Raw genomic sequence first — 25636 nt, forward strand, 5'->3', positions numbered from 1 at the left:
TAGTGCAACTACCCCACGAACTCGCGGGCGTTGCGGAAAATTTGCAGCCAGGGAGAGTCACTCCCCAGTCCGGCAGGATGCCAGGACATCTGCACGCTGCGGAAGATGCGTTCGGGATGCGGCATCATGATGGTGAAGCGTCCATCGGGCGTGGTGACGCCAGTGATACCGTCAGGCGAGCCATTGGGATTGAAAGGGTAGCTCGTCGCCACCGCGCCATGATTATCCACATAGCGTAATGCAACCTGCGCATTATCCTGGTTGCCGGCAAAGACCGCGCGGCCCTCGCCATGCGATACAACCACCGGCAGTTTCGATCCGGCCATGCCGGAAAAGAAAAGCGACGGCGATTCCGTGATCTCCACCATCACGAAACGCGCCTCGAACTGCTCGCTGCGGTTGCGCTGGAAGCTCGGCCAATGTTCGGCGCCGGGAATGATCGGCGCGAGGTGGCTCATCATCTGACAGCCGTTGCAGACACCCAGCGCAAAGCTGTCGCCGCGCGCGAAGAATGCCGCAAACTCATCGTGCAGCCGCGCGTTGAACAAGATCGACTTGGCCCAACCCTGTCCCGCTCCCAATACATCGCCGTAGGAAAAACCACCGCAGGCGGCAAAGCCGGCAAAGTCAGAGAGTTTGACGCGGCCGCTCTGCAGGTCGGACATGTGCACGTCGACGCTGGCGAAACCGGCGCGGTCGAAGGCTGCGGCCATTTCGACCTGACCGTTGACGCCCTGTTCGCGCAATACCGCAATCTTGGGCCTGCGGCCCAAGATTGCGGCTGCGCCTTTATCTTGCCCCCACCCCCCGGAGGGCTCACTTTGCACAGTTCGCCCGCTATGGTGGCGGGAAGCAGCGCTTCCCGAAACCCTACCTTCACCCCCCGCCCGGGCGGGGGTTTCCAGTTGGCCGACCACTACGTGGTCAGGAGTAAAAATGAGATACACCGAAAGCCCCGGATCATTCGCAGCAACAAGCGCATCGAATTCCTCTTGCGCGCAAACCGGATCGTCGCGCAGCTTTGCGATCTGGTAACTGACCTCGCTCCACGCCCGCCGCAATTCGCTGCGGCGCGCGGAAAATATTTGTTTCGCATCGCACTGGATGCGTATTTCGTCATATTGATTCAGTATACCTATCAGGTGCGAGCACTGTCCCAGGCCGGCATCGCGCAGCGTCTGCATCACGGTCGCGCGGTCTGCGCGACGGATCTGCAACACGGCACCCAGTTCCTCGTTGAACAGCACGCTGATTATCTGGCCGGCGCCGCCATTCGTCAGCGGATCGAGATCGAGCGAGATGCCAAGGTGCGAGGCGAAGCTCATTTCGCAGATGGTCGCGAACAGGCCGCCGTCGGAACGATCGTGATAGGCCAGCACACGGCCTGCGCGATTGAGCTTTTGCACGGCGGCAAAGAATGCCTTGAGCAGGGCCGCATCGACATCCGGCGCCGCATTGCCGGTCTTGCCATACACCTGCGCCAGTGCCGAGGCACCGAGCCGGTTGCGCCCTTGTCCCAAGTCGATCAACAGCAACTCGGTTTCACCCGCCTCGCTGTCACGCTGGAGTTGCGGCGTGAGCGTCTTGCGAATGTCGGCACAAGGAGCAAAGGCGGTGACGATCAGGGACAGCGGGGCGGTGACTTGCTTGGCGATGTTGCCAGATTCGCCATGCTCGTCCCAGCGTGTGCGCATCGAGAGCGAATCCTTGCCGACCGGAATGCTGATGCCGAGTTGTGGGCAGAGTTCCATGCCCACGGCCCGGACCGTATCGAACAGCGCGGCATCTTCATTGCCATGTCCGGCTGCGGCCATCCAGTTGGCGGAGAGCTTGATTTTCGAGATATCGCCAATGTCGGCAGCGACCAGATTGGAGATGGCTTCGCCCACCGCCATGCGGCCCGAGGCCGGACCGTCGATCAATGCCAACGGCGTGCGCTCACCCATGGCGAAGGCTTCACCCAAACAGGTATCGAAGCCCATTGCGGTGACAGCGACATCGGCCACCGGCACCTGCCACGGGCCCACCATCTGGTCGCGCGCGGTAAGGCCGCCGACGCTGCGGTCGCCAATGGTGATGAGGAAGCTTTTCGATGCCACGCTGGGCAGGCGCAGCACGCGCCATGCCGCATCCTTGAGGCTGATGGCTTCAACATCAAGCGCGGGCAGATCGGACTTCATCCGTTTGGCATCGCGATGCACACGCGGCGGCTTGCCGAGCAAAACCTCCAGCGACATATCGACGGGCAGGTTGCCGAAATGCCCATCCTTGACCTGTAGCACGCGCTCTTCGGTCGCCGTACCGAGCACCGCGAAGGGGCAACGCTCGCGCTCGCACAGTGCGCGGAATTCATCGAGCCGTTCCGGCGCAATGGCAAGGACGTAACGCTCCTGCGCCTCGTTGCACCAGATTTCGCGCGGCGACATGCCGGGTTCTTCCGACGGAATCGCACGCAGGTCAAACAGCGCGCCGCGCCCGGCGCCATCGGCCAGTTCCGGCATCGCATTCGAAATACCGCCGGCACCGACATCGTGAATGGCGAGAATCGGATTATTCTCACCGAGTTGCCAGCAGCGGTCGATAACCTCTTGCGCCCTGCGCTGAATCTCGGGATTGCCACGCTGCACGGAAGCGAAGTCGAGATCGGCAGTGTTGCTGCCGGTCGCCATCGAAGACGCCGCGCCGCCGCCGAGGCCGATCAGCATGCCCGGCCCGCCGAGCTGGATCAGCAACGTGCCAGTCGGGAATTCTATCTTGTACGAATCGCGCGCCGCAATGTTGCCGACGCCGCCCGCGATCATGATCGGCTTGTGATAGCCGCGCACTTCGCCAGCGACTTCCTGTTCAAAGGTGCGGAAATAGCCGGCCAGATTCGGGCGGCCGAATTCGTTGTTGAACGCGGCGGCGCCGATCGGCCCCTCGATCATGATGTCGAGCGCCGAGGCGATGCGGTCCGGCTTGCCATAGGCCGATTCCCATGGCTGCGCATAGCCGGGAATGCGCAGGTCGGAAACCGAGAAGCCGCACAGTCCGGCCTTGGGTTTGGAACCGCGCCCGGTCGCTCCTTCGTCGCGAATCTCGCCGCCGGAACCGGTCGCCGCGCCGGGGAAAGGCGAGATCGCGGTCGGATGGTTGTGCGTTTCGACCTTGGCGATAAGGTGCGCCGTTTCCTCATGCCAGTCGTAGCAGCCTTGGGCATCCGGATAGAAGCGCTTCACCGTTGCCCCCTCGATCACGGCCGCATTGTCGGAATACGCGACCACCGTGCCCTCGGGATGCGCCTTGTGGCTTTCGCGAATCATGCCGAACAGCGAGTGCGATTGATCCTGGCCGTCGATGGTCCAGCTCGCGTTGAAAATCTTGTGGCGGCAATGCTCCGAGTTGGCCTGCGCAAACATCATCAGCTCGACGTCGGTCGGGTTGCGCTGCAGGCGCGTGAAATTGTCGATGAGGTAATCGATTTCGTCATCGGACAGGGCGAGGCCGAGTTCGACGTTGGCCCGCTCCAGCGCCCCGCGCCCGTCGCCAAGAATATCGATCGCGGTCAGTGGCTGCGGTTGCACATGACGAAAAAGTGCCGCTGCCGCACCCAGCGAGTCGAGCACGGACTCGGTCATGCGGTCATGCAGTTGCGCGGCCAGCAATGCACGGTCAGTCGCGGGATTGGAAAATGCGCCGCTGATCGAATAAGCGATGCCGCGTTCGATGCGGCAGACCGACTGGAAACCGCACTGTCTTGCAATATCCGTCGCCTTGGACGACCAGGGCGAAATCGTACCGAGGCGCGGCGTGATGAGAATCGACTCCCCGGCGGGTACCGCGGGCAATGCCCCCGGAATACCGAGCAAGTCCTTGAGCCGCGCCAGTTCGGCGGGATTCAATTCGCAGTCGAGTTCGGCAAAATACCAATGTTCCGCATGGAGCGAAACAAGGCTGGGGACGACTTTGCGCAGGTTATCCTGCAGGCGGCCGAGGCGGGAACTGGAAAAGGCGGCTGCACCGCGCAGCTTCAGGATTTCGGCCATGGTGGACAAGACTGAAAGACAGGCATTCGTGAAGAGAGGATTATACCCGCCGCCCTCACCTCATCCGGTTCCGCAAGCCCTTCGTTTCACAGGCTCGAAAGCAATAAACGGGTGGCTAAAAGACAAAAACCGGAAAGCGTGCTTTCCGGTTTTTGGGATTCTGGAGCGGGAGAAGAGTCTCGAACTCTCGACCTATACCTTGGCAAGGTATCGCTCTACCAACTGAGCTACTCCCGCGGGAGGCCGCCATTATAACGGCGCGGGCCATCGAGTCAACGACTGCGCGCGGAAATCTCCGGCCATGCCATGCGGATGTAGTAGGCCATCGAAACCAGGGTCAGTATTACTGCCACTTCCAGCAGCCAGCGGCCGACCAGCGTCGCATCGAGCGGTCCCAGCGTATCGTTGAAAAGCAGCAGCGGAATGGCGGCCATTTGCGCAGTGGTTTTCAATTTGCCGACCAGGGAGACCGCCACACTTTTCGCCGCGCCTATCTTGGCCATCCATTCGCGCAACGCGGAGATGGTGATCTCGCGGCCGATGATGATGAAGGCGGCGATTGCGTCGGCGCGCCCCAGTTGCACCAGCACCACCAGTGCCGCCGCCACCATGAGTTTGTCGGCGACCGGATCGAGAAAGGCGCCGAAGGCGGTAGTCTGGTCGAGCCGGCGCGCCAGCCAGCCGTCGAGCCAGTCGGTCACCGCGGCGGCGATGAAAATCGCCGTGGCAAGGACGTTCTGTTCGGGAATGGTCAGCCAGCGCTCAGGCAGATAGAGCACGCCAACAAAGAGCGGAATCAGGACGATGCGCGCCCAGGTAAGCAGAATCGGAACATTAAACGGCATGGTTAACCCAAAAACCTTCTAGCCACAAAGTGCGCAGGGGAAAATCAAAAGCAAGTTCCCTTGTCCAACTTGGTTTTCTCTGTGGCCTCTGTGATCTCTGTGGCTGCATTTTTATTTTTCCTTACCCATGCAATTCGCGAACAATCTGTTCCGCCAGTTTCCTGCTGATGCCGCCGACGCGGCAAATATCGTCTGCTGTCGCCGCCTTTACTCCATCCAAGCCTCCAAACCAGGCCAACAATTTTCGTCGCCGCGTCGGGCCGATGCCGGCGATGTTTTCCAGCCCCGACCGGCCTCGCGCCTTCGCCCGCCGCGCGCGGTGCCCCGCTATCGCAAAACGGTGCGCCTCGTCACGAATTTCCTGAATCAGGTGAAAGCCGGCGTGATCCTGCGCCAATTGTAGAGGTTCAGCGCGCCCAAAAACGAACAAGGTCTCCAGGCCCGGCTTGCGCTCTTCACCTTTTGCAACACCAACGCTGGCCAAATGGCCGAGGCCGAGTTCAACCAGCACTTCGCGCGCAATGCCGTGCTGGCCTTTGCCCCCATCGATCAGGATCAAATCGGGTGCCACCGCCTCGCCCGCCGCGACCTTGCCATAGCGCCGCTCCAATGCCTGGCGCATGGCCGCGTAGTCGTCGCCGGGCGTGATGCCGGCGATGTTGAAGCGGCGGTATTCCCTGTTTTTCATGGTGCCATCGACGCAGACCACACAAGAAGCGACCGTACCCTCGCCCATGGTATGGCTGATGTCGAAGCACTCGATGCGATGCGGCAACTCGGCCAGATTCAGCGCTTCGCGCAGGGCGTCGAGGCGGCCGCCGGCTTTGGCGCGTACCTGACGCCGGGTCTGCAAGGCAAGCAGCACATTCCTCTGCGCCATTTCCAGCCATGCCCGTTCCATTTCGTTGCGCGGCAGGGCCACGATAGTTTTGCCTTCGCCCGGAGAAAATTCGTCGCCTGCATCGATGCCGACGATGATGCGCGCCGGCGCCGGGTGATCGAGGTAATGCTGCTCCATGAAAGCGGTGAGCGCTTCGCCGGGCTCGACAACGGCTGCGCCCGTTGCCGGGAAGAAAGCGCGGTCACCGAGATGCAGTCCGCCGCGCACCATGGCCAGATTGACGCAGATGTCATCGCCGGCAATATGCACGGCAATGATGTCGACATCGGCCTCCTGCGTCGAACTCACATACTGCCGGTGCAGCACCGCCTGCAAGGCGCGGATCTGGTCGCGCAGCGCCGCGGCCGTTTCAAATTGCATCGCATCCGCTGCCTGCTGCATTTCGGCCGTGAGATCTCCGATCACCTCGCTGTGACGGCCGCGCAGGAACATCTCGGCCTTGCGTACATCGGCGGCGTATTCCTCCGCCGAAACAAAGCCGACGCAGGGCGCCTTGCAACGCTTGATCTGGTGCATCAGGCAGGGCCGCGAACGATGCGCGAAGACGCTGTTCTCGCAGGTGCGCAGGAGGAAGGTCTTTTGCAGCAGCTCGATGCTTTCGCGCACCGCGTAGCCATTGGGGAAGGGGCCGAAGTAGCGCGATTTTTTCTCGAAGCCGCCGCGATGAAACGCCAGCCGCGGGAATTCATCGCCCGACAGCATGATGTACGGGTAGGACTTGTCGTCGCGGAAGAGGATGTTGTACTTCGGCGCCAGCTTCTTGATCAGCGTGTTTTCAAGGATCAGCGCTTCGGACTCGGAGCGTGTCGCCGTAGTCTCGACCTGTGCCACCTGCTGCAGCATCAGCGCAATGCGCGGGCTGTGGCCGGTCTTCTTGAAGTAGGAACTGACCCGCCTCTTCAGGTTCTTGGCCTTGCCGACGTAGAGCACCTTGCCCTCCGCATCGAGCATGCGATAGACGCCCGGCGCATCGGTCAGCGCGGCGAGAAAGGCCTTCGCATCAAAGGGGGCTGGGGGCGAAGTTGCTTCGCTCACAATAGTCTTAAGGAAACCGCCACATGTGTGCGAGTGTGTCATTCCCGCGAAAGCAGGAATCCAGTGACTTTCCCGATAGAAAGACCCTGGATCCCCGCCTGCGCGGGGACGACGTGCTGTTTCGTTGTCTGTGTCATGTTGAATAAACCTTGAGATGTTTGTTCAAAGCTCATCAAGTTCCGTTCGAATGCTGCGGAAGACATCGTGAAAACCTTCGGTCGTGAGGCGCCGTGTCTGCGTGTTGTAGCGGCTGCAATGGTAGCTGTCGATCAATATCCGTTCGCCGGGAAGATCGTGGCGTGCATTGTGGGCGAACGCCAGCGAACTCTGTTTCAGACCCAGCGCCATCAGCACCGCCTTGTGCGCCACCAGGCCCAGCGCCAGTATCACGCGCACCTCGGACGAATTCTGCAATTCATGACTCAGATAGCGATTGCAGTTCTTGATCTCGGCCGGCTCCGGTTTGTTTTCCGGCGGCAGGCACTTCACCGCATTGGTGATGCGGCAGTCCGTGAGCAGCAGGCCATCGTTACGAGAGAGCGAAACCGGCCGGCTGGCAAAGCCAAACTGGTGCAGCGTCTCGTAAAGCAGGATACCGGCATAATCGCCGGTGAATGGACGGCCGCTGCGATTGGCGCCGTGCATGCCGGGGGCGAGGCCGACGATCAGCAGCCGCGCCCGCTCGGCGCCGAAGGGTTCCACCGGTCGCGCGTGGTAATCCGGGTGTTTGTTGCGGACGTCAGTGAGAAAATCGGCCAGCCGCGTGCAATCTTTGCAGTCAAGAAGGGGTTCCATTCGGCTAGGATACCAGCCATGAAGCGTTCCTCAAGGTGGGATATTTTTTGTACCGTCGTCGACAACTACGGCGACATCGGCGTCTGCTGGCGGTTGGCGCGGCAGCTCGCCCATGAACACGGCCGGCGCGTGCGGCTCTGGGTCGATGACCTGACCCCGCTCGCCCGGCTGCGTCCGGATACCGATGCTGCGCGGGAAGCGCAAAACATCGACGGCGTGGATGTGCGCCACTGGCCCAAGGACTTCCCCGCGACCGATGCGGCGGATGTCGCCGATGTGGTAATCGAAGCCTTCGCTTGTGAAATTCCCGAGAACTATCTTGCCGCGATGGCGCAATGCAAGCGCGCCCCGGTCTGGATCAATCTCGAATACCTCAGCGCCGAAGCCTGGGTCGAGGGCGCACATGGCTTGGCCTCGCCGCATCCGCGCCTGCCGCTGACTAAACATTTTTTCTTTCCCGGCTTCACGCCCAATACCGGCGGCCTGATCAGGGAAGCGGATTACGATAAACGCGCAGCAGCTTTTGACGCGGCAGCATTCCGCGCCAGCCTCGGCCTGCCAGCCCGGCGCGAGGGCGAATTCACCATCTCTCTGTTTGGCTACGAAAACCCGGCCCTGCCCGGACTGCTCGATGCCTGGGCGCACAGTGCACAACCGATTACCTGCCTCGTGCCGGAAGGCCTTCTGCTGCCTGACGTACAAGAGTACTTCGGCCATCATGAAACGCTGATGCAGCGCGGCCACCTGAGCGCACATGCGATCCCTTTTCTGCCGCAGCAGGACTACGACTGTCTGCTCTGGCTGTGCGACCTCAACTTCGTGCGCGGCGAGGATTCCTTCGTGCGCGCGCAGTGGGCGCAGAAGCCCTTGGTCTGGCACATCTACCCGCAGGCCGACGCGGCGCATCGCGTCAAGCTCGATGCATTTCTGGCGCGATATCTGGAAGGCCTGCCAGCGGAAACCGCTAACGCCGCGAGCTATTTCTGGCAGGCATGGAATGAGGATGGCGATTCTGCTGCGGCGTGGCCCGCGTTCCACGCGGCATTGCCAGCCATGAAAGCGCATGCAAGACCCTGGGCGGAGCGAATAGCAGGCTCGGGGGATCTGGCCAGCAGGCTGCTGCGCCATGCCGAAGGTAGGTAGTGCTCTCGGATTTAGGTGAGTCCGGTCATAGTCGCTTCACGATCCATTCCAGCCAGCCAGGATTCTGGAAAGCGGACGTTCAGCGATTACCGTCCTTGGGGAAATGCCTAATGAGATCATGCGCGGATTCTTCGACTATGCTTCTCAAGGGAACGTTTTCCTCACTGAACGAATCATGAGAAAGTGTTGACTCCTGGGAGCCTTCCCATGCAATCGAGCCGTCATTGCTGTCCCAGATTTGCAGGAAAAGACGAATTGCGCTTGACTTGGTTTCGATCATGCGTATTCCTAATAACCCCCATCGGTCTTTGGATTCCTGCCGGAACGCACCCAATTTGACTTGAGCGATATAACGGGTTCCCGTCACTTTGGCCACTTTTTGGAGGGTTTCGCGCTCGAATATGCCAGTTAATAGGTAGTCTTCAAACATCTTCTTGTATTCGCTCGTAAGCCCAGCTCGATTTATCGCACTAAGTGTTTCTGCAAGGGAAACGACACGCATTCCTGGACGCATTTCTCGCAGGACTCCGGTAAACGCGAGTGCCAAGGCCTGTTTATCTTCTTCGTGCCCAGTTATCGAAGACGGCGTAATTATGGCGATTCCTGCCGCCTTAAAATCTTCGGACTGCAGATTGTTTGTCAGTACCTGGGTACCGGGATTAATCTGGGTGGTTTTACTGCGTTGTTCTGTTTTCGTCCGGATTTGTTGGTTGCTACAACTGGTTAGCAGTAACGCGAACGCGATTACCAAAAGGGTCAGCACTTGCTTCGGGATAGCAGCTAGCGCAATCACGGATGGCGAAGTTCGACCCATTTGTTGATTCTCCGGTTTCATTCCACGCCCCTTCCACTGTGCCAATTCAAATAGGACCAAAAAGTCATCCGAGCGTTCGGTCCAAGTGGAGTATGGCGCAAAGCGTGGCATCAGTCATGTTTGCATCCTGTTACCATTCAAATTGGAAGCTAATTCGGAATGACCGGAAGTGACCGATTTCCGTATCATGACAAATGATAGTCCATAAACGTTCACTACCCATGGGCGTACTTAAGGCGCCGGGATGGCTTTTCGTTCGGGTCGGGAAATTCTTGTCCTTACACGTGCGGGTGATGCGGAAATCGGATTTTCTGTGTGAGGTCAGCGATAAAACCTGGCATTGACCGGAGTGCGACGGTCATGGATACTTTGTTTGATGTGGTTGAATTTCCTATCCTTGTGACGACCTTCTGGACATGGGCCTCCATCGTCGGGCTGTCGATGACCCCCAACCTGATACTGGGGCCATCGGCGGCGGTTGGCGTGGGCATCGCGGCGCACTACAGCCCGTGGATACTCCTGCCGGTGGTTGCGACGGCGAGCTGCCTTGAAGGGCTCGTCGTCGCCTGGCTCGCCGGCGAGAGCACGCGGATCGGTTTCATCGGCCGGTGGGTCGCACGTCTGCGCACGCCGAGGGGCGTGGCGTTAGCCAACAGGTGGGGAGTCTGGGGCGGCCTCACCCTCGGCTGCGCCCTGGTCGGCCAGGAGCCGATCCTGGTGGCACTGCGCTGGCTGGGCGTCGAAATGCGCCGCATCTGGTTGCCGCTGGCGGCAAGCAACGCGGTCTTCGCGATCCTCTACTACGTGATCGTGTGGGCCGGTCTGCACCAGGTCGCGAACCTCTGAGCCCACCCTGCGCTACGTGGCATGACTGCCGCCGATGCCATCCGCGTTTAGCGGTTCCCGGGGTTGTGTGGCAGAAGAGCCTGGTGTTGTCGATCGGATCGCGTGCTGCGTGTTATTCCGCAAATGGAATGGCAACCGGTCTGGGGCCTGCTGCGCGGATTGTAGGGAGCTGGAGATTCGCCCGGACTGGCGACCACTTTGCCCGCCGCCATTCTTGCCGCGATCGATGAGTCCTCGGCCATTCCCTTCGGAAAGCTTCGGGAATCCAGCCGTAGCGCTTGATCTTGCGGTTCATGCGGTTTCCTCCCGGACATATCGGATTGCGGGTCCCGATTATTCATCGCGGATGGAAATATACCGCTGGTATTTGACGATTGCAAGTCTGGCCGGAGCGGCCACATGATGGCGCAAAAGCAGCAGGAAGGGTAAAATCGCGCGCTTCGAAAATTTTCGCAAATTCCGTCCAAGGCTTCCCATCATGAAAATCGCTCAAGAACTCCGCTCCGGCAACGTCATACTGGTCGGCGGCACGCCGCTGGTAGTGCAAAAGGCCGAGTACAACAAAGGTGGCCGCAGTTCCGCCGTGGTCAAGATGAAAATGAAGAACCTGCTCTCCGGCGCGCCGAGCGAGGCGATCTACAAGGCCGACGACAAGTTCGAACTGATACAACTGGAACGCAAGGAAGTCACCTACTCCTACTTCGCCGACCCGCTCTATGTCTTCATGGACGCCGACTACAACCAGTACGAAGTCGAAGCCGAGAACATGGGCGATGCGCTGAACTACATCGAGGACGGTCTCGCCTGCGAAGTGGTGTTCTATGACGGCAAGGCGATTTCGGTTCAAATGCCGAATTCCGTGGTGCGCGAAGTCATCTACACGGAACCCGCCGTCAAGGGCGACACTTCGGGCAAGGTGATGAAGCCGGCCAAGATCAACACCGGCTTCGTACTGCCGGTGCCGCTTTTCGTCGGTACCGGTGACAAGATCGAAATCGACACCCGCACCGGCGAATACCGCAACCGCGTGATGAAGTAAGTTTGCCCGGCCGAGTCAGGCCGGAGCAAGATGCGGATCGATTGATGCGGAACTTGGCTGGGGCCTGATAGGCGTTAGCGGTCACTTTCGCTGAAACGCTGTCCTACTGGTCGGGGCGGCGGGATTCAAACTCACGACCCGTTGCACCCCATTAATTAATATGGTCGGACTCCTCACCTACCCGGAACTGCGTGGCCAGCCTGAAAATATCATCCGGCGTTGTCTCGACCTGATCATCCGGCAGTAATGGTTCGCACCCGAAGCTCGGCAGGCTTAGGTTTCAAGTAGATCTCGCAGCTTCACCTTGCTTTGTCGGGGCTGACCACTGGGACGAATGAGGTAGGCTGCATTGACTTGAACTTTCAAAAGTTCAATCGTCTCTAACAGGCTGTTGTATGTATCGAGCGACATTACGACAGCGCCCGGCGCATCCCGCCGGGTGATTACAGATACGTCCGCATCGGATACGGCCTGGTCAATCACCCGCTTCAAGTTATTGCGAGCTTCCGAATACTGCAAGAAACGCATTGAAATCCCTATTTGTTCAATACCGAGTGGAACTGCTGGCCCATGAGAAGTTCCCTCAAATTGTCTTCTGTACCGCAGCAAGCCTCATTCATTTCGTCTAAACTGATTTTATTGCTCTCGTTATTTCCGACTTGATTTCCCGGTGGCGTCCATAAGTGAACACACGCCGCACCTGCTATCTATACGGAAGCAACTTCGCACAAGCGCAGGCCCTGTTCAATCCAGTCCGGCTCAATCTCCTGCCCAATAAACACAAGCAAAGTGCGCCGGGGTTCATAAGCGCGCCATATCGTGCCTCCAGTGATTTGCAGAAGGCTCTGCACGCCTTGCACGACTAGCCGCGGGCGCTGATGCTCTGCAAAGACGATACCTTTGTAACGCCAGAGGCGGGGGCCATAATGTCGCTGAGCCACATCAAAAAACTGATTCAAGCGTTCGAGATCGAGTGGGCGATCAGACTCGAAGACACAGGACACCACATCGCCGGTGTGATGCGGCACTACATGAGAATAGCGGTTACCCGATGTCATACGGTAGCCATGAAGTTGCTTCAACTCCATCAATGGTACGTAATCAAAGCTATAGGCACTTGCATCGAACAACAGCTTCAACACGTCAGCTATAGGCGCATGATGCAGGTCTAACGGAAGCAACTCCGCTCGTGGATTCATATCCACTAGACGACTTTCCACAGCCTCAAGCTGGGTGGACGTGACAAGGTCACACTTGGTCAGCAGCAGCCGATCAGCATAGGCTATCTGGGCCTTGTTTTCGACCCTGTCCAGTTGTGAGAAAAAATGCACGCTATCGACCAGCGCAATAACGCCGTCGAGATGAAACTTCGTCAGGATTGCGGTCTCGGCGAGGAAAGTCTGGATGACAGGCCCTGGATCAGCAATGCCGGTCGTCTCGATAAGTACCCGATCAAAAACAAAACCACCGGCTTCAGCGCTTGTGCTCAATGTCTGCAAGGATTTTGCAAGGTCACCCCGTACCGTGCAACACAGACAACCGTTCGCAAGCTGTATGATTGTTTCATTCCCTCCGGTGACAAGAAACTCCGCATCGACGCCTACAGCGCCGAATTCATTTTCAATTACTGCGAGGCGCTCACCATGCAGTTCGCGCAAAACACGGTTGAGCAACGTTGTTTTGCCGCTACCCAGGAAGCCGGTAATGACCGTAACCGGTGTTGTGATATGCGCCACCATGATTTTTACCTTACTCCGTTCTCCATTGCAGGCGCGCGGCATGCTCCAAGGCGCCTCGGAAACATACGTCCCTGCTTTCTGCAGAGCTTCAGCTTGGCCGCATGGAACCCCGTATATTGTCGGTGGCCCAATGGCAAAGAACTACTATCTAATCAATAAATATCAGCCCTTGCCATGACGCTGTGTTTTAAGTCTGCCGGCGGGGTAAGCCCATGATCTCGCGCGCTTCAACAGCGGTGGCTGGTTCCATCCCCATTTCTCTGATAATACGCACGATCCGCTCGGTGAGTTGAACGTTGGTCGCAAGCACGCCATCCGAGTAATACAGATTGTCTTCCAAACCAACGCGCGCATGACCACCCAGCAGCAACGAATTTATTCCTGATGGCAGTTGCGCCGGGCCAATTCCGCTCACGCAGAAGATGGCTTCCTTGGGCAACAGGTCTACCATGTTTTGCAAAAAGCGCGGGGTGTAGGGCATGGCGTTCTGAAATCCGCGGTGCGCACCCAGTACCAGGTTGATGAAATATGGCGGCTCGTCTACGCCGCTTTCAATTAGCGTGGTGACGTCTTGCAGAATATGGGTTGGACTGAACACTTCCCACTCTGGCTTGATCCCCAACTCCTTCATCTTCAGCGCCAACTCGCGGCAACGGGCAGGAGGAGTATTCATCAGTATCTCGCGGCCATCGAACGAGGCATTGATCGTGGTCGCGTCCAGCGTACACATTTCGGCGCCCGCATCGAGTCCTTTCAACCGCTCGTCCCACAAAATTTCCCAGTAGCCGTTAGGCGCTTGCCGCACCATATCCCCATTAACGCCGCCGCCAGTGGAGTTGTTGATGACAATGTCGCATTTGGCGCGAATGCGCTCATTGATATCGCGGTAAATCGCCGGATCGCAGGTGGCTGCGTCATCAGGCCGCCGGGCGTGGAGGGCTACAACGCTGGCTCCTGCGTTATAACAATCGACCACATCCCTGGCGATCTCATTGGGTTGCGTCGGCAGATGCGGATTTTGCTTCTTGCTGGCCATGCCGCCAGTAGGCGCAATGGTAACTATGATTTTTCGCTTGTTCATGTTTGTCTCATCCATTCTGGGTTGTTATTCCTTCGCTTTGGCGCAGGGATAACAACAATTACGGTGTTTAGTGCCTGACCATTCCGCCGTCGACCGCTATTGTCTGGGCAGTAATAAATGAAGCATCATCCGATGCAAGGAAAGCCGCCGTGCCTGCCAGATCCTCCGGCACCTGAAGACGCGGAATCGACTGCAGCATGCCAGGCAATATCTCGAACATTTCCGCCAGTGGGGAAGCTTCGCTCGTGGCAGTACGAACGAGGCTCGGGGCGATGGCGTTGACGGTAATGCCAAACTTGCCCAACTCTGTCGCCAAGGCGCGGGTAAAACCAATATTGGCGGCCTTGGTGCTGATGTAGTGCGTGTAGGCCTCGATCTTTAGCCAGTACGTGGTTGAGGTCAGATTTATGATACGGCCCCAGCCCGCCGCCTTCATTCCAGGAACAAACGTCTTGGCCATCAGAAAACCGGAATCGACATTGATTGCAAATATCTTCTTCCACTCCTCGAAGGTCAGATCATCGAAAGGCTTAAGCGGATAGATGCCGGCGTTGTTGACCAGAATGTCGCATCGGCCCAGGGTCGATTTCACTTTCTGGGCAAAGGCGTCCACTTCGCCCGGATTGGATACATCGCATTTGACCGACAGTACGCGTCGGTCCAAGGCTTTGATGGCCGCATCGGTCTCTGCCGATGGCGACACATCGGCGATTGCGATATCGGCACCCTCGGCCGCATACCGCAGCGCAATCGCCTTGCCGATGCCGTTAGCCCCACCGGTGATGACAGCAACCTTGCCTTTCAGTCTTTGAGTCATGATGTCTCCTATATTAAATAGCGCACATGGCACCTGGTTATTGATTCGATCAATCACTTGTTTTTTGATTGCTGCCTGCCACCAACGACTGTCCTGCCTCTCGTCTTCCTGTATGCGTAATATTCTTGACCGTCAAATTATTCAGTAGGGGTACATACGCGGCGCACGTGGCCCAACAATTCGGCCAATTCGGAATCAGCGGGTACCTCTGAAGAGGTCGTGACGATGCGCTCATTAGACTCCCCCCCCGGCAACAGGCCCCAGCGCGTGGGGTCTCCTGCCCAGGCGCGCCCATACGCACGTGCAGGCGGTTTCTCGTCAGGGCGCGAAAGACAAGGCACTGCCTGCATCGGCCAAGCTGAAGGTGCCACACCCTCGTCGCACACCAGCAGCGGTGGAATGCGATGGAAACGTGCAACATTTCCAGAGGTTCCCAGCGCGTCTTTCCAATAGTCTTCCGCACCAATCGCTGCTTGTGACTCGTGCAACTGGATTACGTGCGCACCTGCCTCGGCATACAAGCGCACCAATACCGCAAGCAGCCGGCCGACGAACTCGTACAGCGTTTCATCGTCGCCAACCGCTTTTGCCTGGCGAAGCTGGGCAGCCAGTGTCGCCGGCCCTGTCAAGGCTGCAACGATCACGGGATCGCTGCTGTCGGCGGTAGCGAACTGGCGCACTGCGTCAATAGATGCGTTAAGGCGTCCAGAAGCTAAAAGTGCATCCGGTTCGATGTTGGCTCCCGCCACATTGCATTCAGCACTTGGCATCAACTGCGGTGGCCAAACATCGGCATTCACTGGCACTCCAAGTGCCTCTATCTCCATAAGGGAAGGAACCGCACATACCGCTGTGGCAAGGCCGAGCATGCGCCGCAGTTCCGAAACATTCTTGCGCAACCGTATTGAATTGCGCACCATCTCCGGTACGGTGATCGCTTCGATCTGCGCCGCAACTCCAAACACGAGTGGCGCGAACAGGGGCGCGTGTGGCTTGCCGACATTGCGCGCCAATTCCTGCATGCGCTTCCGCCACACGGCTCCCGTTATCTCGTTCATCGCTGTCTTTTCTTTCCTGTGCGGTCAGGCACGCAAAATAGGATTAACCACTTTCGCGTCGGGCCAGGAACCGTAGTAAATAAGAATCTCGTCCGCCGGCTTCTTTGTGTTCCACACCTTCTCGAACTCGGCATACGGCACACCGCGTTTTTTGCGCGCCGCCAGTTCCTGTTTATGCAACTCGGCCGTCTTGGCTGGATCAACCCGTCGTGTCGACTCGTCCCACATCACCTTGTAGATATGCTGGGCCGTGTCGGGCGTAATTACATTCTTCTGGATATCGAGCTCCACATTGGCTATGTCCCGGTCAAGCGGATCGCCATAGCCCGTGCCACCCGTCGAGAAGGCAAAGGTGATGACGTCGCCATCATTGTAGGGCCTCACCGAACGCCCCTGAAACTCGACCTCGTAGTCGCCGCCGATGGAACGATTGACGAGCAGATCCTGCACATCCATCTTCAGTTTCTCGTCACCATTCATCATCAACTCTTTTGCGTTGGAAGAACGGATGCCGATGCCGGGCACGGTGCAGGGGGAATAGCCACCGAACAGCGGCTGGGGCGTTTGCAGTTTCGAGTTGTCGGCGATGGCCATCATATAAACCGCCGGTACATGGTGGGCAACCCACATCTGCGCCGTACCCACCCCGCCACGATACTTGCCATGGCCGCAGGAATCCTTCCAGTGATTCGACAACGGCACCAGCAGCGGAAACTCGTTCTCCACCTGTTCGGTGTTCGGCGCCCGGCCAAATACGCACCAGGGGAAGCCAAACGCGTCAATGCCGTCCTCGGTGGGCCGAGCGCCCTGGCCTTCGGTATTGAGCGAATAGGCCAGCATATCGGCAAACTGGGAACCCCACTGGTTCTGACCAGCCAATACCAGCGCATTGCCGCCGTTGCCCATGGAAGCGCCCGATTGTTTCCACAACGAGGTGGAAAACATGGCTTTCGCCGCAACGTTGTGCACGGCGCTCATCACACCCGTTGAGATCATCACCGAACACGAAGTCGCTGCGCGTACATCCGGACTCAGACAGGTATTGGGTCCAAACTTGAAGTCAATGCCGGCGAACGTGCCGTTGGAGATCGGTAACGAATGGAACAGGTACTCGTAAATGTAGTTGGAGAAGTGGGCAATTGCCGCTTGCGGATGCGCATTGTAGGGAGAAGGCGTCTCCGGCCCGGTCCCCGTAAAGTCGACCAGGATGCCATCCCCTTTCTTCTCCATCGTCATGTAGCAGGAGCGCACCAGGCCCTGCTTCAGGCCGACCGCGTCCTGGAAGGTCACGCAACGGTATTTGCCATCGGGCCACAGATCAAGGATCTCGCGCGCGCCTGACTCGGCCACTTGCAGCATCTTGCGAAACAGCCCTTTCAAGTAATCGGTACCCTCTCGATCGCACAACTCGATCAGCCGTGTCCGCACCCGGTCAACGGTGGTGCAACGCGCTTTCAGGTCAACCGCGATCATCGATGGTGCGCGAAGACCAAAGGCGGTGAACATCGAGACAATGTCCTCGCGCAGCTCGAAGTTGTCACCGATCTTGATCGGCGGCAGGTTCATCCCTTCCTCGAAGCGCGTGGTTGCGGAAACCGGCATGCCGCCAGGTTCGATCGCCCCCGTCTCCGTGGTATGCACCAATGCGGCTGTCCACGCCACCAACTCGCCTTTATAAAAGACCGGCATGCAGACCATTTGGTCCGGATTGTGCACCCCGCCATACACCGCGTCATTTGCAAACCAGAGGTCGCCGTCCTTGATGCCGGGCTTCTCACCGTAAGTGGCGATGATGTATTTGATGATCAACGGCGGAATTACGGCATGTAAATAGGTGCCGCAGGAACCATTCACGATGTCGCCATTCGCCGTCATGATGCCCACCAGCGAATCGCCGGCAACACCCATCGCGCACCGGCAGGAACGCTGGAACACGTCCATGCCTTCGTCAAGAATGTCATTGGTTCGCTGAAAGCCGATCTCGAATTCAGCGGCATCAATCTGCGCGGCCAGTTCGAGTTCGCGACGGGTGGCGGGTACCGGCTTCAGCCAGCTAAGTTTCTGTTCAAGTGTTGGAATTGCCATGGTGCATCTCCGTATTAGGTATGTAAGGCGTTCAGGCGGGCACTGCGTCCGCCGATGCGCCGACGCGACGACGAATGGGCGCGGCTACGATTGCCTCAAGAATGCCAAGACCGTGCTTGTCGATGGAGAAACGCTGCCCGGGAGGGATGACGATGGTAGTAAACTCTGCCTCGGCTATGGCCGGCCCCTCAACCACGTTGCCAGGCTGCAACTGCTCAAATATAAACACTGGCGTATCTGCCCATGACTTGGTTTCCGGCCAGTAGGCATCCCGCCTTCCGCCGAGTGCATTGGACGGATCCTTGTCCTGCAAGGCATATTCCGGCACCTCGGGTTTCCAGGTCGGCACCGTGACGCGCAATACAAAGTTGTCGAGAAACACCCCGCCCGGCTTATTGACCACCAGCGGACTGAAGGCCTCGGCGAACTCTTTCTCGAAGGCGTCATAAACCATCTGCGCATCCGCGTCCGACTCGATCTTCAGCAGAGGCGAACTGGCGCGCTTGACATTGACCTGACCGCCGTAAAGCATGTCGAGTTCGAGCGAATATATCGCCTCGTCGGCATTCAACCCTTCAGACTCAATCTCCAGCCGGGCCTTGGACATCATCTCGGTAACGGTTTCGTTGAAGACCTTGCGATCGATGGCGATCTTTTCCGTGTGGGGCTGCATGAAGATCATGCGGCGCGACCGCTCATACATATGCACGATATCCATGATCGATGAACCCATCGCGCAGAACACCGGTGCGGCGGGGAACACCACGGCCTTCGGCACGTCGGCCTTGAAGCCTGACATATGCGTCGGACCGGCGCCGCCAAACGCAAAGAGGACAAAATCCTCCGGGTGGTAACCCCGCATATGAACTTCGCGCTTGATCGCCCCGGCCATGTTTTCGTCGACCACGCGACGGATCAGCGCGGCCGCTTCTATCACTTCGATGCCCATCGGCTGGGCGATTTTCTCGCGTATCGCTTTTTCGGCCTTGGCCTTCGAAAGCGGCATGCGTCCGCCAAAGTACGTATCGGGATTGATGTAGCCGAGAACGACGTCGGCATCCGTCACCGTCGGTTCGGTTCCGCCGAGGTCGTAACACGCCGGCCCAGGCATCGAACCCGCACTGCGCGGACCCACTTCGAGCCGTTGGCAGGACTTGTCTACCGAGGCAATGGAACCACCGCCAGCGCCGACCGAGAGGGTCTGCATCATCGTGACATTGACCATCCATTTGTCGATCACCGGCCGGAACGTGTAGTTCCGCACGCTCGACTCGACGACGAGTGCAACGTCGAAGCTGGTGCCGCCAACGTCGCCCGCGATCACATTCTTGAAACCAAGCTTGCTCGCAAAGTAGGCGGAACCCATGAGTCCGGCTACCGGGCCGCCGTTAAAGGTGCGCGAAGCCGGCGTCTTGAAGATGTCGGCGCTGCCACCCGAGTTGTGGATCATCAGGAATGCGCCGCGATAGCCCTTTTCCCGCAGCTTGTCCCAGGTCGCGCCAATGTCATTCTGCATCGAGCGCTGCAGGTAGGCATCAAGAATGGCGGTCATGGTGCGCTCGTATTCGCCCATCTTGGCGACGACCGCGTGCGACATCACCACCGGCACAAAACCGATATGGTATTCCTTGTATTCCTCGCGAATGATATCGCGCACCCGCTTCTCGTGCGCCGGGTTCATGAAGCTCCAGAGCAGCGACACGACGATCGCACGTGCGCCGCGGTCCATCAGCATGCGCAGCTTTTTCCGCACGTCCTCTTCATCCAGCGGCCGAACCACATTGCCACTGGAGTCGATGCGCTCGCGGATGCCGGTGATCAGCCCACGCTCAATCAGGGGATGGGGCTTGTTTTGCACGGCAATATTGCGCCGCTCGGATACGCGCTGGCCATCGGTCCATTGGGCGCCCTTGCCGATCAGGATTGCGTCTTCATGGCCCTCCGTGGTAATCAGGCCGATGCGCGGGCCTTGGCGCTGCAGCAGGCGATTTAGCGCGACAGTGGTCGAATAGCGGATGATGTCAATGCGGGGCAGCAGTTCCTCGATGGTCAGACCGACCCGCTCGCCACCGGCTTCGCAAGCATTAAGAAAGCCAATCGACAAGTCGTGCGGCGTGGTCGGACACTTGGCGATAATGCGTTCCCCGTCGAGCGTGAGCACAAAATCCGTAAAAGTACCACCGACGTCGATGTCGATAGAGCTCATCGCTGTATTGGCGGAAATCTGGTTGTTTTCATTGCTCATGCTGTGAGCTCCTCGGGTTTGCACAGCTTGCCTGCTTGAATCGCGACCTTGCCGCTGGCAAGGCGTGCCTTTATGCTTTCCAGGTCGACTTCTATGTCAACGGTTATCGGATGACCCGGCGGCAGGTATTCGGTTTCAATCTGGCGCGCGCAGTTCGGGCAATAGAACTCCAGAATGCGCACCCATTCAGGATCGGGCGCAAAACTGTATTCGCCGCCGATAACCGGATTGTGGATATCGCGCGGATCTCGCTCTGCGACCAGGCAGCCTTTCTTGTAGCTCTGCTTTGCCGAGATAAGTTTTGTGCCACAGTCATGGCAGTACCAGTGATCGTCGTTCAGATCGAGGTCAAGGTACTCTGTGAAACGTATGCGTTCGTACATGGTGTTTTCCTCGCTCTTTCCTAATTTGCGCGGCGCAGTTCGGCGTTGCCATAGGCATCGACCTGCAATGCCCAGTTGGGAGGCACGGGACAGGTAAGCGTATCGCCATTGATCATCGCGGGACCGGCAATCGTGTCGCCGACATTCATGTTTTCCCAGCGGCATACCGGATTGACCTTCTCATGCGCGGCATCGAAACGCATCGCCCGGCTGCCATGAGCCTGCGCCGTTGCCTTGCGCTTGCGCTTGGTCAGGCCGTGCGACCCGACCGATAGCGTTGTAGTCAACCGTATCAGCACGAGCGGCTTTTGTGCGGCTGCGCCCGCTGCCTTCACTGCCTTGTTGAGCTCGGCAGCCAGGCTTGCGGGATTCTCCGTCGAGACAACAGCGTGCACTACGGCAACCTCGTCAGCACTTTTTGCGAATTCCAGTTCCCAGGAGAATTTCGCGTCCGATGCTTCAAACCCTTCGCCCTGGAGGTCGCGGATTCCCCGCGTCTGCAGATCAAGGAGTGTCTCGTTGTAGGCCGTGGCATCCCAATTTTCGGATGTCCCGTGCTCATACACATGCACCACATCCGAAATCGCCGAGCCGAATGCGCTGAAAACAGGGCCCAGGTCGAAGATGTAGGCCATGGGCATGGCAAGATTTTCGGCAAGAAGCGCCGCGAACATCGGTCCGTTGCCGCCAAAGGCGAACAGAACGGTATCTTCCGGGGCGAGATTGGCTTCGTCCAAAGTGGCGCGCAGCAGCTCACCCATGATCGCCAGCGCTTCATCGCGGATCATCAATGCGGCAAGTTCCGCCGATACCGAGAGGGGCTTGGCGATGCTCTTCTCAATTGCGGCGCGCGCGAGGTTAACCTGCAGGTGCCGCCGGCCGCCGAGAAAGTTGGCGGCATCAAGATAACCGAGTACGAGCAATGCGTCAGTAAGCGTCGCCTCGGTTCCGCCGAGGCCGTAGCATGCAGGGCCGGGAGCCGCGCCCATGCTGTCCGGACCCAGCACGATGAGGTTGTCCTTGATCCGCGCGATCGTGCCACCGCCAACCACGGCTGAGCGCAGCATCGCAAACGAAGACTGCACCGGAACTTCCATCAGTTCCCCACCGCGCTGGAATACCGGCTGACCATCGCGGATGATTGAACACTTGGTGGTGGTGCCGCCAACATCGAAGCACATTACATTCTTAAGACCATAGGTTCGCGCCATGTAGGCGCCACCGAAAGTGCCGAACACCGGACCGGATTCGATCGTGTCAACTGCCTTGGTCTTGCTGATGCGTGCCACACCGCCGTTGGTGTGACCGATCAGCAACGGCCCGTTCCAGCGATAATCATCGCGCAGGAGATCCTCGGCCTTGAATAGCGAATTAGCCAATTGCGTGTGCGTGTAGGCGTTCATCAGCGAATAGTGCACCCGCGTCTGGTCGTGGCGCAGGCGCGCCATCTCGCTGCCAAGCAACACCGGAACTGCACCGATGATGTGGTCCGGATACTGTTCCTCGATGACGCCCTTGATAAATTCCTCGGCGCGCCCATCGGGGAAGCTATCCTTTAAACATACACAAATCCGCCGCACGCCGCCTTCAAGCAGCTCTTTCACCCCGGACAGGATATCTCCCGGCGCAGGATTCTCCGGCAAACCAATCACGCTGGATCCGCCGATTATTTCGTCAATCACCGGCGAGCGTGAGTTGCCATAAAGGTTCTTTTCATGCCCCTTACTGACAAGCAGCCCCACTTTTGACCCGTGCCGCTCGGCGAGGACGTTGGTCGTGATCGTTGAAGTCCAACGGATCAATGCGACATCGGAGAGGAAACTCGCAACATCGGAAAATTGCAGGGTCTTCGCTGCCTCGGTGAGGCAGGCAAGAAATGAAACGGTGTAATCATGCGGCGTGGTATCCACCTTGAATGAGTAGCGCCGTTCCCCATCGGAAATCAGCGCATCCGTCATTGTGCCGCCTGTGTCGATGTCGACAGTGAGCATCCTTGTCTCCTAGTGCCTGAAGCCTCGACCGTGATTGATCGAGTGATGGCATTCTGCGAGCACAAGAAAATTTAGTACATCGGGACGATTCCCTAGGGATATAAACTATATACGTAGTGCGGCGCAGCATCCGAAGTTGACGCAATCATCTTAACCCGCGCAAGTTATCGCGACGTCTGAAGGTATGGGTTCCACCAAGCTATGCTCATTCACTAGGAAGCCAACAGATCGGGTGTCGTCAACCGGCATTGATCCAGCGGGAAACAGCACTGATTAGCGTCTCCACGCCTCGTCTTGTATTTCAATCGTCTTGCGCTACCCAACCATCTGCCAAACGCGGATTTTCTATGACATATACATAATAATATATCATTGTATTCTTTAAGCGGCTGTTGCGGCACAGAACGGGCTTCTTGCATAGGACACACAGGCACGCTTGGCCACTACAATCGTTTCAGTGTCCAATGATCAGCCAATCGATTCCCTATGGTGTATCGCCGCGAACTTTATTGACGAGATCGGGATATGTGGTCACATCCAACTTGCGCATTATATTTGCTCGATGCACATCGACTGTCTTGGGGCTGATGCCGAGCAGTTTGGCAATCTGTTTGCTGGTCTGCCCGCGAAGCACGTGTTGAAGAACATCCTTCTCCCTTTCTGAAAGGCGCGTGAGCAACTTCTGTGTTGCGCTTTCTCGTAACTGTTGTGCATAAGTCTCCCTGGCGAGAGTAATCGCTCGATTGACGCTATTAAGAAATTCTTGCGAGTTGAATGGCTTTTGGAGAAAGTCAATTGCACCTAACTGCATTGCATTGACTGCTGCAGGGACATCGCCATGGGCGCTGAGAAAAAGCACGGGAATACGACACCCCATGTCAATCATGCGCTGCAATAATTCCAGGCCACTTATCCCGGGCATACGCAAGTCGAGGACTGCACAAGCTGGAGCCTTAAATGAGGCCAGCTCGCGAAGCAAATCCTCGCCAGCTTGAAATGCACGGGCATTAATTTTCACCGACTCAAGCAGCCATACAAGGGCGGCCGACACCTCGGGTTCGTCATCGATGATAAAAACCGTCACTGGCGGTTGTTCATTCATAGGTTATTTTGCAACAGGCAATGTGAAACTGAAGTTGGCACCGCCACCTGGGGAGTTCACGCAACGAATTGCTCCTCGATGGGATTCAACAATAGTACGGCATATCATCAAACCCATGCCGAGGCCATCCTTCTTTGTCGAAAAGTACGGTTTAAAGATTTGATCGATCAACTCTGGTGCGACGCCAGGGCCATTATCGGACACATGGATGCCCAGCATGCCCTTCCCTTCACGGCAAATTTTTATGCGAATAATGCGCTGCGCCACCGGCACATTGGCCATGGATTCAATCGCGTTGACGATCAGGTTCACAATGACTTGCTGAACCTCGGTCCAGTGCGCCTGAACCTTCGGCAGTTTCTCCTTTGCCTCAATTTCGAAGACGGTGCCGGATGCCTTGAGTTGCATCCGCAACAACACCAATGTTTGCTTGACCAGCTCACTCGCATCAACTGACTCAAATTCGGGTTCCTGATTCGAGACGAAGCGACGCACATTGCGAATGACCTGGCCGGCCTGTTCGAGGTGCCGCGATATATGATCCAATGCTCCTTGCAATTCAGGGCGATCGGCCAAATCATCGCCAAACCGCAAACGGATACCGGCGAGATAACTTTCGCAGGCGTTCAGGGGCTGCCCAAGTTCGTGCGCCAACGATGACGCAAACTGCCCCATCATGGAAACGCGCATCGCATGCGCCAGCGCGATTTGCTGAGCATTTTCGCGCTCCCTGGCCCGATACCTTTCGGTAATATCCTCAAATGCGAACACCGCACCGAGGCCGTGACTTGATAACCGGTTGGCAATTAACAGGAACTGCTTTAATTCGCCGGTAATGGATCGCCATGCCATGTGGCCACGGTACACGCGCCGGCCGTCGGCTGGCGTCTTCTCCTTGATAAACTGTTGTAATGAGCAGGAATTATCCTCGCTCTCGACAACGCGATTAGGATCGTCGAGTACCTGCGCAAGCAAGGCACTCGACGACGCACCGATGAACTTCTGCATCGCACTGTTGATTTCAATAGTCTTGCCGCTATTGTCGGTAATGAGTATTCCTATTGAAAGGTGCCGGAACAAGGCCCGATATTTTTCCCGGCTTTCCACCAGGGCCGCCTGCATGTCGATCCGGCGGTCCATCTCCAGGCGCAATGTTTCGTTGATGCGGTGCAAGTTCTGGGTACGCGTTTCAACAGTATGTTCCAGTCTCAGTTTTGCCCGTTTGAGTTGATTTTCCGCTTGCTTTCGCAACGATATATCCTGCGCCACCCAAACCGTCGGCGAAGACGGATCGTTCGGTTCGGTCAAACGTCCGGAGATGAGGCACCACAGCATTTCACCGTTCTTCTTGACCATCGCCCGTTCGTGCGTATAGACGTTGGCGGGCCCGAACCTCTTGAAGTGACGCCCTACGTCCTCGTATTCCTCATCGGAACTGTAGAGCATCCGCACTGATTGACCGGTGAGTTCTCCATCTTCATAGCCGAATATTTCGGCCATGCGCGCATTGGCCCACACAAAACGCCGATTTCTCATGTAACTGATGCCGACGATCGTGTTGTTGAACACCAGCTCATAGAAATGATCGCGCCGCAGACTCGTCGTGGAGTCGTCATCCCAGTCCAATTGGGGCAGGCTAGCCTGCGGGATGTGTTTTTTCAGCATGGATTCATACCTCTACTGGTGAGATAC

The 25636-nt window shown here is 57.8% G+C and carries 19 protein-coding genes and 1 tRNA gene; 3 read left to right on the forward strand and 17 right to left on the reverse strand.

Going from position 1 to position 25636, the window contains the following annotated elements:
- Positions 1-8: 8 nt before the first annotated feature.
- The 5 genes from purL to K5E80_RS08750 all read right to left on the reverse strand — a co-directional run bounded on the left by purL (position 9) and on the right by K5E80_RS08750 (position 7601).
- Entirely contained in the window at positions 9-4025 is a 4017-nt protein-coding gene (purL, locus tag K5E80_RS08730) for a phosphoribosylformylglycinamidine synthase (RefSeq protein ID WP_220635783.1), read from the reverse strand.
- A 161-nt stretch (positions 4026-4186) separates the two neighbouring features.
- Positions 4187-4262, reverse strand: a tRNA-Gly gene (locus K5E80_RS08735).
- A 35-nt stretch (positions 4263-4297) separates the two neighbouring features.
- Positions 4298-4870 (reverse strand): CDP-diacylglycerol--glycerol-3-phosphate 3-phosphatidyltransferase, encoded by a 573-nt coding sequence (gene pgsA, locus K5E80_RS08740; RefSeq protein ID WP_220635784.1) that lies wholly within the window; start codon positions 4868-4870, stop codon positions 4298-4300.
- Between the two features lie 121 nt (positions 4871-4991).
- Complete coding sequence (gene uvrC, locus K5E80_RS08745) at positions 4992-6806, reverse strand: excinuclease ABC subunit UvrC (protein ID WP_281420226.1); 1815 nt, start codon at positions 6804-6806, stop codon at positions 4992-4994.
- A gap of 162 nt (positions 6807-6968) precedes the next feature.
- Complete coding sequence (locus K5E80_RS08750; protein ID WP_220635786.1) at positions 6969-7601, reverse strand: uracil-DNA glycosylase; 633 nt, start codon at positions 7599-7601, stop codon at positions 6969-6971.
- Between the two features lie 18 nt (positions 7602-7619).
- On the opposite strand from K5E80_RS08750, the gene earP reads away from it, so the two are divergent.
- Complete coding sequence (earP, locus tag K5E80_RS08755; protein WP_220635787.1) at positions 7620-8744, forward strand: elongation factor P maturation arginine rhamnosyltransferase EarP; 1125 nt, start codon at positions 7620-7622, stop codon at positions 8742-8744.
- A 79-nt stretch (positions 8745-8823) separates the two neighbouring features.
- On the opposite strand, the gene K5E80_RS08760 is transcribed toward earP, so the two are convergent.
- Positions 8824-9579 (reverse strand): hypothetical protein, encoded by a 756-nt coding sequence (locus K5E80_RS08760; protein WP_220635788.1) that lies wholly within the window; start codon positions 9577-9579, stop codon positions 8824-8826.
- Between the two features lie 339 nt (positions 9580-9918).
- On the opposite strand from K5E80_RS08760, the gene K5E80_RS08765 reads away from it, so the two are divergent.
- Positions 9919-10404 (forward strand): hypothetical protein, encoded by a 486-nt coding sequence (locus K5E80_RS08765; protein ID WP_220635789.1) that lies wholly within the window; start codon positions 9919-9921, stop codon positions 10402-10404.
- Positions 10405-10882: 478 nt separating this feature from the next.
- A complete protein-coding gene (gene efp, locus K5E80_RS08770) occupies positions 10883-11443 on the forward strand; it encodes an elongation factor P (protein WP_220635790.1) in 561 nt (186 codons plus the stop codon).
- Positions 11444-11716: 273 nt separating this feature from the next.
- Here efp and K5E80_RS08775 read toward each other — a convergent pair whose 3' ends face one another.
- The 11 genes from K5E80_RS08775 to K5E80_RS08825 form a co-directional block, all read right to left on the reverse strand.
- A complete protein-coding gene (locus tag K5E80_RS08775) occupies positions 11717-11971 on the reverse strand; it encodes a type II toxin-antitoxin system Phd/YefM family antitoxin (protein WP_220635791.1) in 255 nt (84 codons plus the stop codon).
- Positions 11972-12150: 179 nt separating this feature from the next.
- Positions 12151-13224: a CobW family GTP-binding protein gene (locus K5E80_RS08780; protein WP_220635792.1), complete on the reverse strand. Its 1074-nt coding sequence runs from the start codon at positions 13222-13224 to the stop codon at positions 12151-12153.
- Positions 13225-13369: 145 nt separating this feature from the next.
- Positions 13370-14263, reverse strand: a complete 894-nt coding sequence (locus K5E80_RS08785) for a beta-keto acid cleavage family enzyme (RefSeq protein WP_220635793.1) — start codon at positions 14261-14263, stop codon at positions 13370-13372.
- Positions 14264-14330: 67 nt separating this feature from the next.
- Positions 14331-15080: an SDR family NAD(P)-dependent oxidoreductase gene (locus K5E80_RS08790; RefSeq protein WP_220635794.1), complete on the reverse strand. Its 750-nt coding sequence runs from the start codon at positions 15078-15080 to the stop codon at positions 14331-14333.
- A gap of 137 nt (positions 15081-15217) precedes the next feature.
- The gene (gene apcE, locus K5E80_RS08795; protein WP_220635795.1) at positions 15218-16138 is read right to left on the reverse strand and encodes an acetophenone carboxylase subunit epsilon; all 921 of its coding nucleotides are present in this window, start codon (positions 16136-16138) and stop codon (positions 15218-15220) included.
- 24 nt (positions 16139-16162) lie between these two features.
- Complete coding sequence (locus K5E80_RS08800; protein WP_220635796.1) at positions 16163-18223, reverse strand: hydantoinase B/oxoprolinase family protein; 2061 nt, start codon at positions 18221-18223, stop codon at positions 16163-16165.
- A 31-nt stretch (positions 18224-18254) separates the two neighbouring features.
- Entirely contained in the window at positions 18255-20468 is a 2214-nt protein-coding gene (locus K5E80_RS08805; protein WP_220635797.1) for a hydantoinase/oxoprolinase family protein, read from the reverse strand.
- Positions 20465-20851, reverse strand: a complete 387-nt coding sequence (locus K5E80_RS08810; protein WP_220635798.1) for an acetone carboxylase subunit gamma — start codon at positions 20849-20851, stop codon at positions 20465-20467. Before K5E80_RS08810 ends, K5E80_RS08805 begins: the two co-directional genes overlap by 4 nt.
- A gap of 20 nt (positions 20852-20871) precedes the next feature.
- Positions 20872-22842, reverse strand: coding sequence for an acetophenone carboxylase subunit alpha (gene apcA, locus K5E80_RS08815; RefSeq protein WP_220635799.1), 1971 nt, complete (start codon positions 22840-22842; stop codon positions 20872-20874).
- Between the two features lie 484 nt (positions 22843-23326).
- On the reverse strand, positions 23327-23944 hold the full coding sequence (locus tag K5E80_RS08820) for a response regulator transcription factor (protein ID WP_220635800.1): 618 nt from the start codon (positions 23942-23944) through the stop codon (positions 23327-23329).
- Between the two features lie 3 nt (positions 23945-23947).
- Positions 23948-25609 carry a PAS domain-containing sensor histidine kinase gene (locus K5E80_RS08825; RefSeq protein ID WP_220635801.1) on the reverse strand — a complete coding sequence of 554 codons (1662 nt, stop codon included), beginning with the start codon at positions 25607-25609 and terminating at the stop codon, positions 23948-23950.
- Positions 25610-25636 lie beyond the last annotated feature (27 nt).

The sequence above is a fragment of the Georgfuchsia toluolica genome, assembly GCF_907163265.1.
GTDB classification, from domain to species: domain Bacteria; phylum Pseudomonadota; class Gammaproteobacteria; order Burkholderiales; family Rhodocyclaceae; genus Georgfuchsia; species Georgfuchsia toluolica.

Coding starts and splice junctions, on each gene's coding strand:
- K5E80_RS08805 (WP_220635797.1), bottom strand. CDS start 20,468: ATGAGCAATGAAAACAACCAGATTTCCGCCAATACAGCGATGAGCTCT.
- K5E80_RS08780 (WP_220635792.1), bottom strand. CDS start 13,224: ATGCCGCGCGCCTGCAATGGAGAACGGAGTAAGGTAAAAATCATGGTG.
- K5E80_RS08765 (WP_220635789.1), top strand. CDS start 9,919: ATGGATACTTTGTTTGATGTGGTTGAATTTCCTATCCTTGTGACGACC.
- K5E80_RS08800 (WP_220635796.1), bottom strand. CDS start 18,223: ATGGCAATTCCAACACTTGAACAGAAACTTAGCTGGCTGAAGCCGGTA.
- K5E80_RS08775 (WP_220635791.1), bottom strand. CDS start 11,971: ATGCGTTTCTTGCAGTATTCGGAAGCTCGCAATAACTTGAAGCGGGTG.
- apcE (WP_220635795.1), bottom strand. CDS start 16,138: ATGAACGAGATAACGGGAGCCGTGTGGCGGAAGCGCATGCAGGAATTG.
- K5E80_RS08790 (WP_220635794.1), bottom strand. CDS start 15,080: ATGACTCAAAGACTGAAAGGCAAGGTTGCTGTCATCACCGGTGGGGCT.
- apcA (WP_220635799.1), bottom strand. CDS start 22,842: ATGCTCACTGTCGACATCGACACAGGCGGCACAATGACGGATGCGCTG.
- K5E80_RS08820 (WP_220635800.1), bottom strand. CDS start 23,944: ATGAATGAACAACCGCCAGTGACGGTTTTTATCATCGATGACGAACCC.
- K5E80_RS08760 (WP_220635788.1), bottom strand. CDS start 9,579: ATGAAACCGGAGAATCAACAAATGGGTCGAACTTCGCCATCCGTGATT.
- efp (WP_220635790.1), top strand. CDS start 10,883: ATGAAAATCGCTCAAGAACTCCGCTCCGGCAACGTCATACTGGTCGGC.
- pgsA (WP_220635784.1), bottom strand. CDS start 4,870: ATGCCGTTTAATGTTCCGATTCTGCTTACCTGGGCGCGCATCGTCCTG.
- purL (WP_220635783.1), bottom strand. CDS start 4,025: ATGGCCGAAATCCTGAAGCTGCGCGGTGCAGCCGCCTTTTCCAGTTCC.
- K5E80_RS08785 (WP_220635793.1), bottom strand. CDS start 14,263: ATGAACAAGCGAAAAATCATAGTTACCATTGCGCCTACTGGCGGCATG.
- earP (WP_220635787.1), top strand. CDS start 7,620: ATGAAGCGTTCCTCAAGGTGGGATATTTTTTGTACCGTCGTCGACAAC.
- K5E80_RS08825 (WP_220635801.1), bottom strand. CDS start 25,609: ATGCTGAAAAAACACATCCCGCAGGCTAGCCTGCCCCAATTGGACTGG.
- K5E80_RS08750 (WP_220635786.1), bottom strand. CDS start 7,601: ATGGAACCCCTTCTTGACTGCAAAGATTGCACGCGGCTGGCCGATTTT.
- K5E80_RS08810 (WP_220635798.1), bottom strand. CDS start 20,851: ATGTACGAACGCATACGTTTCACAGAGTACCTTGACCTCGATCTGAAC.